Genomic DNA, 15,358 nt, shown 5'->3' with positions numbered 1-15,358 from the left:
TCAAATTTCACAGTAATGCTTTATCAGCCTTAGCTATTGCTTCATTTACTTTTGAAAAACCCGTGCCGCCATCGCTTATTCTTTTGGCAACCGCCGTATAAGGATCGATTGTTTCAAATATATCTGAAGAAAATAACGAAGACGCATCCTGATATTCTTCGAGTGAAAGATCTTTTAAATAAATGCCTTTTTCAATGCAAGTATAAACGAGTTTTCCAACTACTTCGTGTGCTTCTCTAAAAGGCATGCCTTTTTTAGCAAGATAATCCGCAAGCTCCGTTGCATTTGAAAAATCTTCTGTTGTGGCTTTCTTCATTTTCTCTTTTTTCACTTTCAGCGTTCCGATCATGCCAATAAAAATTTGCAGACTTCCTTCTACTGTCCGGACTGTGTCAAACATTCCCTCTTTATCCTCCTGCATATCTTTGTTATAAGCGAGAGGCAATCCTTTTAAAGTCGTCAGCAAAGCAAATAAATGGCCATAGACCCGTCCCGTTTTGCCGCGGATTAATTCGGCCATATCCGGGTTTTTCTTCTGAGGCATCATGGAGCTTCCCGTTGCGTAAGTATCATCAAGCTCTACAAACTGAAATTCCTGGCTGCACCATAAAATCAGTTCTTCGCATAAGCGTGATAAGTGCATCATCATCAAAGAGCTGTTGCTCAGAAATTCAACGATAAAATCGCGATCGCTGACTCCGTCAAGGCTGTTTTCATAAATCCCTTCAAACTCAAGCAGTTCAGCCGTCAAGTGACGATCAATCGGAAAAGTTGTCCCTGCAAGCGCCCCGCAGCCGAGCGGAGAAATGTTGATGCGCTTTAAGGATTCATTAAAGCGCTGTTTATCCCGCTCAAGCATCCAGAAATAGGCAAGAAGGTGATGTGCGAACGAAATTGGCTGTGCACGCTGAAGATGAGTATAGCCCGGTAAAATCGTTTCTACATTTTCTTTTGCTTTTTCTAAAAGCGTCTGCTGAAAGGAAGTAATCAGCTGAGTAATTTCCTTCACATGATTTTTTAAATAAAGGTGCATGTCTGTAGCAACTTGATCGTTTCTGCTTCTGCCTGTATGCAGTTTCCCTCCTACAGGTCCGATTTCATCAATAAGCAGCTTTTCAAGATTCAAATGGATGTCTTCGTAATCCACGGAAAACGCAAGCTCGCCGTTTTCAGCCTTTTCTTTTAAAAGAAGAAGGCCTGTTTTAATTTGCTCGGCTTCAGCAGGTTCAATGATCCCGCATTGTCCGAGCATATGAACATGCGCAAGACTTCCCTGAAGATCTTCTAGAACGAGTTCTTTATCAAATGAAATGGATGCTCCAAATTCATCCACCCATTTTTCAGGTGTATTTTGAAAACGTCCACCCCACAGTTTTTTCATACGTTCACCTTCTTTTTTCCCTGCACCATGCTGCTGACCTTAGTAGGAAGTCCATAAAGCGAGATGAAGCCGACTGCTGCCTGATGGTCAAATGAATCCTCAGTTGTATATGTTGCAAGCTTTTCATCATAAAGAGAGTATGCAGATTTTCTGCCTTCAACAATGGCATGACCTTTAAAGAGTTTTACCCGTACCGTTCCTGTAACATACGCTTGTGTCTCTTTCAGGAATCCCAGCAGGGCATCCTTCAGCGGCGAAAACCATAAGCCGTTATAAATGAGTTCTGTCAGCTTCATTTCAATAACTGGTTTAAAGTGTGCCACTTCTTTAACAAGAGTCAGATCTTCCAATTCTTTATGAGCTTTAAGCAGCGTAATCGCAGCCGGGCATTCATATACTTCACGTGATTTGATGCCAACAAGACGATTTTCTACATGATCAATTCTTCCGACCCCATGCTTGCCTGCAAGTGCATTTAAATGAAGGATTAACTCTGCCAGCGGGTAAGCTGTGCCATTTAATGAAACCGGTACGCCTTGCTCAAATTCAATTTCCACCATTTCAGGTGTATCCGGCGTATTTTCAATTGAATTTGTCAGGTCATATGCTTCTTCAGGAGGAGCTGCCCATGGGTCTTCAAGAACTCCGCATTCATTGCTTCGGCCCCATAAGTTCTGATCAATTGAAAACGGGCTGCCGAGATTAATTGGTATCGGGATATTGTTGTCCTGTGCATATTGAATTTCTTCCTCACGCGACCAGCTCCACTCACGGACTGGGGCAAGCACTTCAAGGTCAGGGTTTAAAGCTTTAATAGATACTTCAAACCGAACCTGATCATTGCCTTTTCCCGTACAGCCATGCGCAACTGCAATGGCATTCTCCTGCTCCGCAACCTCTACTAGCTTTTTAGCAATTAAAGGACGTGACAGCGCAGATACAAGCGGGTATTTTCCTTCATATAAAGCGTGTGATTGAAGTGCCACCAATGCAAATTCATCAGCAAATTCTTTCTTTGCATCAATTACGTATGATTTAGAAGCTCCAACCTGCAGCGCTTTGCTTTGAATAAATGCAAGATCTTTTCCTTCACCGACATCTAAACAGCATGCAATCACTTCGTATCCTTGATCCTGAAGCCACTTGATTGCTACTGAAGTATCTAAACCGCCTGAATAAGCCAACACTACTTTTTTATTTAAAGTCATTTTAATTTCCCCTCTCGGATGTATAAATATTAATTTGGATTCATAACTATTCATTTGATAAATACCACTTTAACAAGTTATCCATGGTTTTTCAATAGATTTCGCAAAACTTTTTATGAAATAATCGTGAATTTTATACAAGTGTCATGTAAAATGAAGGAAAGCTTATGCACGGGGGAATGGCAATGAGACATTTTCGTTTTAGCGAGCGGCTTGGAATCTACTGTCCAAGCCTCGAAGTGGAGTGGGAAAAGATTCATCCCCATGAACAGGAATCGATCCTGATGCAATGGGAAAAGATCCGCGGGAGCATACCCGACCATATTGCAAAAATAGAAGATCAGATTAATGCTAAACAGAATGAATTGAACAACGAAGAGGATTTTTCAAGATCCTGCAGACTTAACGCAGAAATATCTGAGCATGCATCCGTTATTAATGACTTGTGGCTCTGGTTCAGGCTGCATCAAAACGTGTCAGAACGGATGCATGGTTAATGAATAGGAATGCATAAAAAAACATCACCGAAGACGGCGATGTTTTTTTATGCATTATTTCAAATCTTTTTTAACCTCTCTGACCACGTGCCCCAGTTCGGGTATAATCAGCTTTTCCATTGCCAGTTTAACAGCACCCGCTGAACCTGGCATTGAGAAGATGACAGTGTCATCAGCAACGCCTCCAATGGCTCTGCTCAGGATCGCTGATGATCCGATATCCTCCTGATAGCTGAGCATTCTGAATAGCTCTCCAAAGCCCGGGATCTCTTTTTCAAGCAAACTTTGAACTGCTTCTATGGTGACGTCTCTTTTTGCGATTCCAGTGCCGCCGTTTAGAAGGATGACATCAATTTCACTGGATTTGCATCCGGTGATAACAGCGCTTTTAATTAACGTTTCTTCATCAGGAATGATTTCATACTGCACAATTTCATGGCCTGCATTTTGAATAAGTTCTGAAATGAGCTGGCCGCTTTTATCCGTATCGGGCGTTCTAGTATCACTGACTGTTATAATTTTGCAGAATACCTTCGCAGGTGCATGCAATTTATGTTCAATTGAACTCATAATCGGCATCCTCTTTTTCAAGCAGCAGCCTGTAGCGGTAATATTGATGGGCAAAATCTGTAATTTGTCTTGTCAGCTGGTAGTTGATTCCGGCACCGATAGCCATGCCGATCAAGGGAATTCCGCCAATCATCTTTTTACGCAGCATGGTAATTGCGGATACTTTAACAAGCTGTTTAATTAAGTGATCAATGCTTGCCTGATTGGCAAGCTTATCTTCTCCCTCGTAAAAAAACGGATTTTCATCTTTGTTCCTAAGATCCTCTGTCAGCGCAGCCCATTGCTTATAGCGCAGATGCTTGGGCAGAAGCGCCGCATGGTAAACTTTTAAAGATGTCATCATTTCAAAAGGAGAATTCACTTCATATCCATAGCTTAAAGCCGTCATTTGAACGGCACGCAGATTCAGCAGCATTTGAGCCGGCAGATCAATTCCCATTAATAGAAATCCTCCTGTGCCTGCTAAGCCGCCTTGAACGAATGAATAAAGCCGATGCTTGGACAATTGTAAGTCTGATATATAGTGCAGCTGATCAACACTTAGTTTTTTCAGATCATATATATGATGAATATCTTCGTCAAACGTTTTTGCTGTCATGAGCAGCTGCTGTCTTGCATCATGCTGCACATGAGAATTTTGAATGAAAGAATGCAAATGAAAGAGAATATCGTCTAGCTTATCAAAAAATTTTCGTTTAATTGGCTCAGGAATTTCATTAAGCTTTCGATTTAGCCATTTATCATACGTGCGGCCAAAATCTGAGCGAAAATCCTCCCCTAGTTGCTGTTCCCACTCTTTTATTTCTGCAAGCAGCTGACTTTCCCGATTTGAAAGCGTCATATTCCTTCCTCCTGTTTCCAGACATCTCCATTATTTCTTCAATTATATCATATTGAATCTTAAGGTTTCATCGGTCTTATTTAAGTGTTTTTTAACGGCTCATTTCAGTAAAAAACCAGCGGCTACATACAATATGGCAGCAGCGGCACAGCCGATTGAAGTAAATTTCAATTTGTAGCGGGCATACTCTACCACAGGCATACCGAGTATGGAGGCTGTAGTAATGGTAGTGTCTCCAAGCGGGGAGGTCATGGCGCCAAATGCCCCGCTTGCAAATACTGCACCAACAGTAAGCGGGATGGAAGCACCTGAAGCGACAGCAAGTGTAATTCCAAGCGGCATAAATAACCCCCATGTCCCCCAGGAGGATCCAATAAAATAACCGACAGCAGATCCAAGCAAAAAGATAATAGCCGGCACGACGGAAGCAGGCAGAACATTGCCAAGCGTCGAACTGATGAAATCAGAAAAACCAATATCCTCTGCTGAAAGTGACAGGGCCCATACTAGAATCAGAAGAATGATTGCCTGCATCATCTGATTGCCTCCATCATAAAAATGGTAAAGTGTTTCTTTCAGCGGGACACGGCGTATGCTGTAAAACAGGAAAGTAATTACCAGTGTTAAGAAAACAGCAAGCAGCATAACAAAGGTCGCATCCGCTTTTGCAAAAGCTTGAAATATTGTATTTCCGCCCTTTTCCCTGCCATCCTGCCAAAGAAGAAACATAGATACTCCGAGAAGAAGAAATAAAGGAATAATTAAATGCCAAGGCTCGGCATTTACTTCTTCAAGCTCCTGCTTAAGACCAATTCCATGATAGGGATGTTCTTCTGCCGCTGCCTTTTCACTTTTAGCACGGATCTTTTTTTTAGGTTTTCTAAAGGTGCTGATCAATCCAAGCACAAGCATGACAATCGCAAAGAAATTAAAAGGGATGCTTGAGAGATAAATCTCATAGGGAGCGAAGTCCAGCTGATTTCTTTCAATTCCGCCCTCTACCAGTGAAAGCATAAAACCAGTAAATGCTGTACCTGCAGGCAAAAGAACAATCGTTGATGCGGTTGAAACATCCATCGTAAAACCAACTTTTTGTTTCGACAGCTCGCTTTTTTCCATCAATGATTTTATTACAGGACCAATCATCATAATCCTGAACATCGGCATCATGAAGGTGAAAGGCAAAGACAGCCAAATAATGCTGAGCAGTCCCCTCTCTGACTTTACTTTCTTTCCGACCCACTCGGAGAACCCTTTAATTCCTCCGGATATTTTCATCATTCCGACTAACCCGCCAAACAAATACAGAAAACCGATAATTTTCATATTTGTATCATCTGATAGCGTTTTTAATACATAATTCAGGACTTCCTCCAGACCTCCTAGAAGATCAGGATTTACAATAAAAGAACCTGCCAGCAGACCAAATACAAGACCAGGCAAAATTTCTTTAAGCCATATTGATAGGGCAATAACGATTAAAAACGGAACAAGTGAGAGCCAGGCGTTTTCCAAACAGATTGCTCCTTCCTTCATGCATTTTTTAAAAAGAAAAAATTTGCGGATTGGTGTCTAGCTTCACCTCCTAGCCCCTCGGCCAGAACAGTCGGTTCCGCTTATCTTAATAGTGTGCCAAAAATAGAACATTTCCACTAATGCAGCTTGCAGACAGGAAGACAACAAAAAGACAGCCATCAACGATGACTGTCTTCTTATCAATCAATTCTTATTATTTAGCAATACGCTCAACATCGCGGGCAATCATAACTTCCTCGTTTGTAGGAATAATGATGACTTTTACTGGTGAGTGAGGATAGCTTACGAACGCCTCTTCGCCTCGGACCTGATTAAGAGCAGGATCCCAGTATACACCCATAAATTCTAAGCCGCGAAGGACACGTTCACGAATGTCGATGCTGTTTTCACCAATTCCGGCCGTGAAGATAATCGCATCTACACCGGACATGCGCGCTGCATAAGATCCAATATATTTATGGATTCTGCTTGCGAATACTTCTAATGAAGTTCTTGCACGATCATTGCCTTCTTCTGCAGCTTTTGTAATATCGCGAAGGTCAGATGATAAGCCTGAAATTCCAAGCAGACCGGATTTTTTATTTAAAATATCCAAAACTTCAATCGCAGAATGACCCGTTTTCTCCATGATGAATGGAATTAAAGCTGGATCAATATTTCCTGAACGTGTACCCATTGCCACGCCAGCAAGCGGGGTAAAGCCCATAGAAGTATCAATTGATTTTCCGCCTTCAATTGCAGCAATACTTGCACCGTTTCCTAAATGGCAGGAAATAAGACGAAGCTGTTCAATTGGACGGCCTAATAATTCAGCCGCTCTTTCAGAAACATACTTATGAGACGTTCCGTGGAAGCCGTATTTACGGATGCCGAATTTCTCATAGTATTCGTATGGAAGGCTGTATAGGAAAGATTGATCCGGCATTGTCTGATGAAAAGCTGTATCAAAAACAGCTACAGCAGGCACGTTTGGAAGAACCTCTTTAAAAGCCTTAATGCCGACAACGTTAGCCGGGTTATGAAGAGGAGCAAGTTCTGAAAGCTCTTCAATATCTTTCAGTGTTTCAGGTGTAATGAGTACGGAATCATCGAATTTTTCACCGCCGTGAACAACACGGTGGCCAATCCCTTCAATTTCATCCAAGGAATTGATAATTCCAAGCTCAGTTAATTTAGAAAGAAGAATTTTAACAGCAACAGCATGATCTGGAATATCAGTCGTTTCTGTAATTTTTTCTCCATTTACTGAGATCGTGAATACTGCTTGATCTAAACCGATGCGTTCTACAAGACCAGCTGTTAATACGTCCTCAGCCGGCATTTCGAATAATTGGAACTTCAAAGAAGAGCTCCCTGCATTAATTGCAATTACTTTTGCCATTATGTTTACCGCTCCTTTTTATATAAAGCACTTTGCCTATTTAAAAAATAAGAAATGGTTCTCTTCCTTATTCTTTACAAATGAACCCGAATATTATCTGACTTTCTCATTTAAACATTGCATGTAAGACATTTCAAGTACATTTGCGGCATGCAATCGTTTACAGGTTATATTCATTTTATTCTGATTTTTCAGCGCGAAAAAGGAAAGGCCGACACCGGCCTTTCCTTATTAAATCTCACTATTTATTCTCTGCAAACCAGCTGTCCAGCTGTTTCATTATCGACTGCATGCCTGCTTTATCCGAGAACTTTGGAAGTTCGGCAAGCATTGCCTGTTTAGGAGCTGAGACGCCCTCTCCCTTTTTCTGAAGGATAAAAATGCTTTTAGCATGCTGTTTGTCTTTAAATAGAGATTCCGGCAGCTGCAGAAGACCTTGAACAATGACCTGTTCTTTCAAGTATTCCTTCAGCTTTGGAGCTTCTTTTGATTCAAATAAATGGTTTGGGACAATAAAGAAAAGATAGCCTCCTGCTTTTGTGTAATTAATACTCTGCTCTATAAAGAGATGGTGGGAGTAAGAATGGCCGCTGTCTGCTTTGAGTTTGAATTTGTCTGCTCCAACATCATTTGGATAATAGCCGATCGGCAAATCACAAATGACATAATCGACTGGATCAATGTAAAGGGGTTCCAGTGAATCCTGATTGTAAAACTGAACGGAGTGCTCTCCCAGATTTGCATTTAAAAAAGCAAGCTTTATAAGAAGGTCATCAACTTCCACGCCGAAGCTTTCTGTATGCTCTTGTTTCAAATGATTTAGAACAGCAGTTAATAAATTCCCTGTCCCTACTGCTGGATCAAGAATGGAGATTTCATTTTGATCTGAAGCGAATTTATTCACAAGATATCCAGTGAATAAGCCCACTGTATCAGGGGTCATTTGGTGATTGGCATGGGCTCCTTCTTTCAGCCCTTTTAAGATAACGAGCTGGAATGCTTTGCGGATTTCTTCTTTTTCATATGAACGGATATTAGATTGTTCATATTTTTTTGCTAGGTTCTTTTTGGCGATTTCGCTCATATCCTCCTGAAGTACTTCACCTTGAAATAAATTTTCTCCAGTTTCAGCGACTGCCTCTATATATGTACAATTCAATTCTTTTGAAATCAATTCAGCTGATTCGTTCATCAAACTAAACAGCTTCTCTACTTTCGAAACGGCTTGCATGGTCGTTTCCTCCTTCAATGTTCGTATTCCTCATTCTACTGATCAGTATTATATATTTCAAGCCGCAAACCCCGAGTCCTGCTTTTTTCGCAAACAAAAAAGGAAACAAAGGGTTCGTATAAGGACACGAATCTGTTTGGTTTGAGGAGAAGTGGAAACAAAGGGTCCGGTTGAGGACAAAAATCCGTTCGCCTCGATGAAAAGTGGAATCAAAGAGTTCGTATGAGGACAAAAATCCGCTCAATGAAAAGTGGAATCAAAGAGTCGGGTTGAAGACAAAAATCCATTCGGCTCGATGAAAAGTGGAATCAAAGAGTCCGGTTGAAGACAAAAATCCATTCGGCTCGATGAAAAGTGGAATCAAAGAGTCCGGTTGAAGACAAAAATCCATTCGGCTCGATGAAAAGTGGAATCAAAGAGTCCGGTTGAGGACAAAAATCCGTTCGTCTAGAAGAAAAAAAAGAACCTCAGTGCCCCGGGGCCATGAGGTTCTTTTTGGCAATCATCAGTTTGCTGCTTTAGCAGCCTCAATTGCAGCATCGTAATTCGGGTGATCTGTTGCTTCACTTACGTATTCAACGTATGTCACTTTGTCATTGCTGTCAACTACAAATACAGCACGAGCCAATAATCTTAATTCCTGGATATGCACACCGTACGCTTCTCCAAAAGATAGATCACGGTGATCAGATACTGTTTGGACATTTTCAATGCCGTTAGCTGCACACCAGCGCTTTTGTGCAAAAGGAAGGTCTACACTGACAGTTAATACTTTTAAGTTATCCAATTTAGCTGCTTCTTCATTGAAACGGCGTGTTTGCGCATCACATACCCCTGTATCAATTGAAGGTACAACAGATAGAATACGGACTTGTCCTTTAGAGTCAGATAATGAAACTTCAGACATATCATTTGCAAGCACTGTGAAATTCGGTGCCGTGTCCCCAACCTTTACCTCGTTGCCGATAAGCGTTACTGGATTTTGTTTAAATGTAATAGATGCCATTAAAAAAACTCCTCCCTAATAAGTATGTACAGTGTAAATATAGCTTGATTACAGCGCGTTTGCAATGTTTACGCCTGTTCATTTACGAAATATTTAAATTATTGTAAGGGAAATAAACGTTCCGGCATTGATTTCATATTAAAAGCGCCAGTCAATGAATGACAGGCGCCTGTTATTAAATATCAAAATCTTCTTTTTGCTGCTGATTTTGCGACTGATTGCTGTTACTGCGATTTTTTTTGAAAATCCCCTGAATTTTTTCTACCGCCTGGGGAGCTGTGTCAAGAATCTTTTCATATAAATGCGTGCTTTCATCTAAATGCAGCATTTTGATGCCATTTGTACCGACAATTAAAAAAGCAATTGGAGTAATGGAGACACCGCCCCCGCTTCCTCCGCCAAAAGGCAGCTTCTGACCTCCCGACGATCCGCCTGCACCTGTTCCAGTATGAGTTTTTTCCTCGTGGCCTGAGGCATTAAATTCACTTCCGCCAGCTGCAAATCCAAAACCAACTTTTGAAACTGTTAAAATGACGCTGCCATCAGGTGTTTCTACAGGATCACCAATGATCGTGTTTACATCAATCATTTGTTTCAGGTTTTCCATAGCTGTTTTCATAAGTCCTTGAATCGGATGATCACTCATGATAAGTAGCCTCCTCTATGCTGGTTTATTTTTCTTTTCTTTTGAAAGAAAAGAAAGTTGCTGATTAATAAAGGTTGGACGTCCGCCTCTCCAATATTTGAGCAAGCGTAATCCCGCTACAATAGCATGCCCTGTTCGAAAGTGAAGCATACATGAAAGGATTGTTTTAGAACTCTTTTGATGAAAATTCGGCTCTATTGACAAGATTGGCTGGTTTTTCAGCTTCATATAGGTACTGATAATCCCTACCGCGGCGCCTTTTATTGTCCAGCCAGGTCCAATAAGCATGCCTGTAGCTGCTGCATCTCCTGTTCCGATTTGAGAACGCCATTCAAATTTAACAACTTGCACATGTTTTAAAAACTTTCGAATAATAGCGTGTAAATGAACGATATGCTGCGTTAATTCTTTCACATCTTTTAAACTGGTCAAAAAATCATCAGGAGAGATTTTTTCATCTTTTTCTTTAGGGTTACTTGCCTCACCCATTTTTTTCTCTTCTTTTAAAATTAGATTTGGCCCATTCGGATCTACTTTTACGAGAGGGATTTTGATGGTATACTTCAGCAGCCCGAACACGGCTTTCAGCTTGATTTTTATTTCATCATCGTCTCCGATATGTTTCAAATCAAAAATCACCGTTATTTTCATGAAAAAAAGGAAAAGAAAGAACAAAAAAAGTGCACATGCAATAATCCAGATCCATAACACCTTTCTTCACAACCTTTCAATCATTCATTATCACCCTCCAAAAAAAAAATAAACCTGCAGCCATTACTCGGCAGCAGGTTCATTTTTTTTCAAATATTCCGTTATGACAGATGTATCTGCAAAGAGATCATGGACTCCCTGCTTTTTAGGCGTAAATGCAGTGACAGCATAGCCAATCCAAGTAAATTTAGAAATGAAACGTCCAATCAGCTCTCTGAATAACACAGTGCTCCACGAAAGCTTTTCGTTCTTAAGGGATATTACTTTAAGCCCGAATACCATTTTCCCCAATGTCTGCCCCAGGTATTTTGTCATGAAGACGAAGTACAGATAGAAAGAGACTGCTGTACAAATTTGGATAGGGGAGAAAATGAAATTATCTGATGTCGGAATCTCAAGCCATGTGAATAAAGGATGAAAGACGATGCGATTTACGCTTCCAATCACAATTAAATCAATTAAATAAGCCCAAAACCGGAGCCAGAAGCCTGCGTAATGAACATTCATTACTGGATGGCTTTCTTCTATTCTTTGAAAAGGCTGCTCGTGGTTATGTCCTTCTTCATACGTAGCATCCATTTGCAAAACCTCCTCTTATTCTGAATACAGGTACATCATACGAGGTGAATTCGATTGTGAGAAAAAGCGATATAATCCCATCAGTTCAAACTCCTCGCTGAACACTTTATTGGCGCCAAGAGCAAGCAGCGAATCAAGACCTGCACTTGTTTCATATTCAACAACGTGAGCGCCTTCTATTTTCAAATCTTTTTTCATTCCTTTTAAAGCATCATCAGAGTAACCCAGTTCATCAATTAAGTTTAATTCCTTTGCCTGGCGGCCATCATAAATACGGCCATCAGCAAGTTTCCGCACTTCTCCGTCAGACAATCCGCGTCCATCTGCAATCACATCAACAAAGCCCTGATATGCATTATTAACCATAGTCTGCAGAATGTCTCTGTCTTCAGGCGTCATTTCGCGCGCAGGAGACATAATGTCTTTAAACTCACCGCTTTTAACCGTTTCAAATTTCACGCCGTACTTCTCTGCAAGACCACTGTAGTTAATCCCCTGCATAATAACCCCTAATGAACCAGTCAATGTATCGGGAGCCGCATAGATCTTATCAGCTGGAGCTGAGATATAATACCCTCCAGAGGCAGCGGTAGTGCCCATAGAAACATAGATCTTTTTCTTGTGTTTTTCTTTTGCTTCAATTAAATGCTTATGTATTTCTGCACTTTCAACGACTCCACCGCCCGGAGAATTCACTTTCAGCATAATGCCGCGAACACTTTTATCTTTCGCAGCAGCATCAATCATATCTAAAAATTGCTGATGCTGATATCCTGCTGTTTCAAAAAAGGAAGTGACATTTTCCCCTGTATCCTGAATGACTCCGTTTACTTCAAGTACAACAATTTTTTTAGATTCATTTCCAGGTTCCAAAACCGTTTCTGTAAATTCTTCATTGGCAGTGAGGGCATTTGTAAAAGCATTGCTGTTTGCCAAAGCCATATTGGTTAAACTGACGACAACTGAAATACCAAACAGGACAGCAGCAATGACAAGGGCCCCCCATCGTTTTCCATTCATGATGATTCCTCCCTGATTTTTGCGAGACATAATAGTTTTCAACAATGAACAGCCGTTTTTCACATAAAGTAATTTCTTGGGTTTAACCAGCAAACTTTACAAAAAAAACGAGCAATTCTTTCAATAATTATGATAGAAATGGTAAACTAAACACCATAAAGTATTGTAACACCATTTGCTAAGATTGTGTAACTTTTCCAACTTTAAGGAGGACCAACATGACGGATAATCGCCGCAACGTTTATTTTTATTACAAAAAAGAGAATGAACTAGTACAAAAAGTGAAAGGGCTTACCTCATTGGCTGAAGAACAGGGATTTAAAGTTGTACCTGATTCCCAACAGGCCAATATTATTGTAAGCATAGGCGGTGACGGCACGTTCCTTCAGGCCGTCAGAAAAACGAATTTCAGAGCTGACTGTCTGTATGTGGGCATTTCCGTTAAAGGAACGGTCAGCCTATATTGCGACTTTAAAATTGAAGAAACAGATAAAATCATTGAAGCAATGAAAGAAGCACAAATTGAAGTAAGACGCTACCCGATTCTCGATGTTACAATCGACGGACACACAACGTTTCAGAGCCTGAATGAATGTTCTATTCGCTCTGGCATTATTAAAACATTTGTTATTGATGTATTTATTGACGACCTGCATTTTGAAACATTCAGAGGAGACGGCATGATTATTTCAACACCGACAGGAAGCACTGCCTACAATAAATCTGTACAGGGTGCTGTTGTCGATCCGCTTCTTCCATGCCTTCAAGTAAGCGAGCTTGCGTCACTTAATAACAATAAATACCGTACACTTGGATCTCCATTCATCTTAAGCGGAGACAGAAAATTGACCCTGAAAATTGTTCAGGATGGAAATGATCATCCTGTCATAGGCATGGATAACGATGCACTCAGCATCCGCCACGTCGAAAAAATAGAACTCTCACTAAGCCAATCCATTATCAAGACGGTAAAACTAAAGGATAATTCGTTCTGGGAAAAAGTAAAACGCACGTTTTTATAAATAGAATGCGGAGCCGACGCAGAGCACCATTGACAGCTGTTTTAGCAATCTAAAAAGGAAAAGACATGCAGATCAATCTGCATGTCTTTCTCTTTTATATACTATTGTATTGTCCACAACCGTCATAACCACTTCTGTTTCAAGCAGGGCATCCTCTTTAAAAATATCCCGGCTCAGCACAGTAAAATCAGCTGAATATCCTTTTGCGATGCACCCCCGGTCATTTTCATGATGAACCGCATACGCGCTGCCTTTTGTGTATAGTTCTACAGCTTCGTAGACAGAAAGTCTCTCTTCAGGCATATATACTTGATGATCGTAAATGCTTTCTCTTTTCACTGCCGAATAAATACCTTCGAGCGGATCGATTGGCTCAATAGGGGCATCTGATCCTCCTGCACATTTCAAGCCCTCTGATATCAGTGTTTTCCAAGCATAACAATCCTTCATTTTATCCTCGCCAATTCTGTCAATCACCCACGGAAAGTCACTGGAGACAAATCGAGGCTGAATATCCAATATAATCGGCAGTTTTTTAGCTCTTTCGATTAAATCTCTTCTTAAGATTTGTGCATGAATAAGCCGGTCGTGCTGATTCGGTTTCACAGGCGGATGCGCTTCAATCGCATCAAGCGCTTTTTCAAAAGCCAAATCACCAATTGTATGAATGGCAACTTCCATTTCGTAGTTTCTCGCTGTTTGAATCAGACGCTTCAAGTTATCATCTGAATGAATACTTACTCCGTTTGTTTCACGATCATCCTGGTAAGGACCGCTTAATAGAGCAGTTCTGCCGCCAAGCGCACCATCTGCAAAGAGCTTCATTGCACCAAATTCAATAAATGGGCCAAGATCCCGTTCTTTTTGCTGAAATTCCTCCGTCACTAAATGATGGACAAGCAAATGAGCTCTGAATTTCATTTTTTCGTGATTAATGACTTCATCATAAGCATGCAAAGTATTTTCAAGGCTGCCATAATAGGCCAAATCTTCAGTATGTCCGCCTACAAGACCTTTTTTGTGGCAATCCTCTATCGATTTCATCAATGCTTCTCTTAAGTACTCTTCAGAGACTTGAGGCTGCGCCTGAAAAACAAGTTCCTGTGCCTGATCAAGCAAGTACCCAGTCGGATTGCCTTCCTGATCTTTTACAATGACTCCGCCTTCCGGGTCAGGTGTAGCAGAAGTTATTCCTGCAAGTTCCATTGCTTTTGTATTTGCTATGACCGCATGATGGCAAATTCGTTTCAGCAACACAGGGTGAGCGCCAGTCACTTCATCAAGTTCTCTGCGATGGATGATCTTCTTATCTTTAAACTGATTTTCGTTCCATCCTTCACCAACAATCCATGTTCCAGGCTCAAGCTCTTCTGCCCGCTCGCGAAGACTTTTAATGACCTCATCAGATGAGGTTATCTCCGTAAAATCCAATCGGAGCAGTTTTTCACCATGACCCATTAAATGCATATGACTGTCAGTAAATCCCGGAATCATAACGCCACCTTCAAGATCGACTTCTTCCGTGCAAAGGTATTCAGCCCGAAGGTTCTCTTCTTCTCCAGCACCCACAACAAGGCCATTTTCAACATAGACCGCTTCAACCTTATCGTTTTCTTCTATTAAAGTATAAATTGTTCCGCCAAACCAAAGCGTGCCCACGGTGACATTCCTCCAGCTTTCTTTTTCAATCTATGTTATCACTCGGTGCATGGAAAAACCAGACAGAGTC

At 41.0% G+C, this 15,358-nt stretch carries 15 protein-coding genes; 2 read left to right on the top strand and 13 right to left on the bottom strand.

Annotated features, from left to right (window positions below):
* Positions 1 to 7 precede the first annotated feature (7 nt).
* Together argH and GJU41_RS15630 are read right to left on the bottom strand one after the other, a co-directional pair.
* On the bottom strand, positions 8 to 1,381 hold the full coding sequence (gene argH / locus GJU41_RS15635; RefSeq protein WP_070877743.1) for an argininosuccinate lyase: 1,374 nt from the start codon (positions 1,379 to 1,381) through the stop codon (positions 8 to 10).
* Positions 1,378 to 2,589 carry an argininosuccinate synthase gene (locus GJU41_RS15630; protein ID WP_070877744.1) on the bottom strand — a complete coding sequence of 404 codons (1,212 nt, stop codon included), beginning with the start codon at positions 2,587 to 2,589 and terminating at the stop codon, positions 1,378 to 1,380. The genes argH and GJU41_RS15630 overlap by 4 nt, the downstream gene beginning before the upstream one ends.
* Positions 2,590 to 2,774: 185 nt before the next feature.
* Between GJU41_RS15630 and GJU41_RS15625 the strand changes: the two genes are divergently transcribed.
* A complete protein-coding gene (locus tag GJU41_RS15625) occupies positions 2,775 to 3,086 on the top strand; it encodes a hypothetical protein (protein WP_070877745.1) in 312 nt (103 codons plus the stop codon).
* 54 nt (positions 3,087 to 3,140) lie between these two features.
* Here GJU41_RS15625 and GJU41_RS15620 read toward each other — a convergent pair whose 3' ends face one another.
* The 10 genes from GJU41_RS15620 to sppA all read right to left on the bottom strand — a co-directional run bounded on the left by GJU41_RS15620 (position 3,141) and on the right by sppA (position 12,607).
* The gene (locus GJU41_RS15620) at positions 3,141 to 3,656 is read right to left on the bottom strand and encodes a MogA/MoaB family molybdenum cofactor biosynthesis protein (RefSeq protein WP_070877746.1); all 516 of its coding nucleotides are present in this window, start codon (positions 3,654 to 3,656) and stop codon (positions 3,141 to 3,143) included.
* On the bottom strand, positions 3,643 to 4,497 hold the full coding sequence (locus GJU41_RS15615) for an EcsC family protein (RefSeq protein WP_070877747.1): 855 nt from the start codon (positions 4,495 to 4,497) through the stop codon (positions 3,643 to 3,645). The genes GJU41_RS15620 and GJU41_RS15615 overlap by 14 nt, the downstream gene beginning before the upstream one ends.
* A gap of 99 nt (positions 4,498 to 4,596) precedes the next feature.
* Positions 4,597 to 6,012, bottom strand: coding sequence for a Na+/H+ antiporter NhaC family protein (locus GJU41_RS15610; RefSeq protein ID WP_175443526.1), 1,416 nt, complete (start codon positions 6,010 to 6,012; stop codon positions 4,597 to 4,599).
* Between the two features lie 214 nt (positions 6,013 to 6,226).
* Positions 6,227 to 7,414, bottom strand: coding sequence for an acetate kinase (locus GJU41_RS15605; protein ID WP_070877749.1), 1,188 nt, complete (start codon positions 7,412 to 7,414; stop codon positions 6,227 to 6,229).
* Between the two features lie 241 nt (positions 7,415 to 7,655).
* Positions 7,656 to 8,645, bottom strand: a complete 990-nt coding sequence (locus tag GJU41_RS15600) for a class I SAM-dependent methyltransferase (protein WP_070877750.1) — start codon at positions 8,643 to 8,645, stop codon at positions 7,656 to 7,658.
* Between the two features lie 505 nt (positions 8,646 to 9,150).
* Positions 9,151 to 9,651 (bottom strand): thiol peroxidase, encoded by a 501-nt coding sequence (gene tpx / locus GJU41_RS15595; RefSeq protein ID WP_070876485.1) that lies wholly within the window; start codon positions 9,649 to 9,651, stop codon positions 9,151 to 9,153.
* Between the two features lie 175 nt (positions 9,652 to 9,826).
* Positions 9,827 to 10,297, bottom strand: coding sequence for a GerW family sporulation protein (gene ytfJ, locus GJU41_RS15590; protein ID WP_070876486.1), 471 nt, complete (start codon positions 10,295 to 10,297; stop codon positions 9,827 to 9,829).
* A gap of 15 nt (positions 10,298 to 10,312) precedes the next feature.
* Positions 10,313 to 10,924, bottom strand: coding sequence for a DUF2953 domain-containing protein (locus tag GJU41_RS15585; RefSeq protein WP_170292809.1), 612 nt, complete (start codon positions 10,922 to 10,924; stop codon positions 10,313 to 10,315).
* A 147-nt stretch (positions 10,925 to 11,071) separates the two neighbouring features.
* Positions 11,072 to 11,587: an RDD family protein gene (locus GJU41_RS15580; protein ID WP_070876488.1), complete on the bottom strand. Its 516-nt coding sequence runs from the start codon at positions 11,585 to 11,587 to the stop codon at positions 11,072 to 11,074.
* Between the two features lie 15 nt (positions 11,588 to 11,602).
* Positions 11,603 to 12,607 (bottom strand): signal peptide peptidase SppA, encoded by a 1,005-nt coding sequence (gene sppA, locus GJU41_RS15575; protein WP_070876489.1) that lies wholly within the window; start codon positions 12,605 to 12,607, stop codon positions 11,603 to 11,605.
* 218 nt (positions 12,608 to 12,825) lie between these two features.
* Between sppA and GJU41_RS15570 the strand changes: the two genes are divergently transcribed.
* On the top strand, positions 12,826 to 13,629 hold the full coding sequence (locus tag GJU41_RS15570; protein WP_070876490.1) for an NAD kinase: 804 nt from the start codon (positions 12,826 to 12,828) through the stop codon (positions 13,627 to 13,629).
* A 72-nt stretch (positions 13,630 to 13,701) separates the two neighbouring features.
* On the opposite strand, the gene GJU41_RS15565 is transcribed toward GJU41_RS15570, so the two are convergent.
* Positions 13,702 to 15,288, bottom strand: a complete 1,587-nt coding sequence (locus GJU41_RS15565) for an amidohydrolase (RefSeq protein ID WP_070876491.1) — start codon at positions 15,286 to 15,288, stop codon at positions 13,702 to 13,704.
* Positions 15,289 to 15,358: the final 70 nt, after the last annotated feature.

It is taken from the genome of Metabacillus idriensis (assembly GCF_009674765.1).
Taxonomy (GTDB): domain Bacteria; phylum Bacillota; class Bacilli; order Bacillales; family Bacillaceae; genus Bacillus_P; species Bacillus_P idriensis.
Note: the sequence above shows the minus strand (reverse complement) of the source record. Positions and strands in the feature narration are given on the sequence as shown.

Excerpts from the sequence above, each read along its gene's own strand:
- argH (WP_070877743.1), bottom strand. The coding sequence starts at position 1,381 with ATGAAAAAACTGTGGGGTGGACGTTTTCAAAATACACCTGAAAAATGG.
- GJU41_RS15630 (WP_070877744.1), bottom strand. The coding sequence starts at position 2,589 with ATGACTTTAAATAAAAAAGTAGTGTTGGCTTATTCAGGCGGTTTAGAT.
- GJU41_RS15625 (WP_070877745.1), top strand. The coding sequence starts at position 2,775 with ATGAGACATTTTCGTTTTAGCGAGCGGCTTGGAATCTACTGTCCAAGC.
- GJU41_RS15620 (WP_070877746.1), bottom strand. The coding sequence starts at position 3,656 with ATGAGTTCAATTGAACATAAATTGCATGCACCTGCGAAGGTATTCTGC.
- GJU41_RS15615 (WP_070877747.1), bottom strand. The coding sequence starts at position 4,497 with ATGACGCTTTCAAATCGGGAAAGTCAGCTGCTTGCAGAAATAAAAGAG.
- GJU41_RS15605 (WP_070877749.1), bottom strand. The coding sequence starts at position 7,414 with ATGGCAAAAGTAATTGCAATTAATGCAGGGAGCTCTTCTTTGAAGTTC.
- GJU41_RS15600 (WP_070877750.1), bottom strand. The coding sequence starts at position 8,645 with ATGCAAGCCGTTTCGAAAGTAGAGAAGCTGTTTAGTTTGATGAACGAA.
- tpx (WP_070876485.1), bottom strand. The coding sequence starts at position 9,651 with ATGGCATCTATTACATTTAAACAAAATCCAGTAACGCTTATCGGCAAC.
- ytfJ (WP_070876486.1), bottom strand. The coding sequence starts at position 10,297 with ATGAGTGATCATCCGATTCAAGGACTTATGAAAACAGCTATGGAAAAC.
- GJU41_RS15580 (WP_070876488.1), bottom strand. The coding sequence starts at position 11,587 with ATGGATGCTACGTATGAAGAAGGACATAACCACGAGCAGCCTTTTCAA.
- sppA (WP_070876489.1), bottom strand. The coding sequence starts at position 12,607 with ATGAATGGAAAACGATGGGGGGCCCTTGTCATTGCTGCTGTCCTGTTT.
- GJU41_RS15570 (WP_070876490.1), top strand. The coding sequence starts at position 12,826 with ATGACGGATAATCGCCGCAACGTTTATTTTTATTACAAAAAAGAGAAT.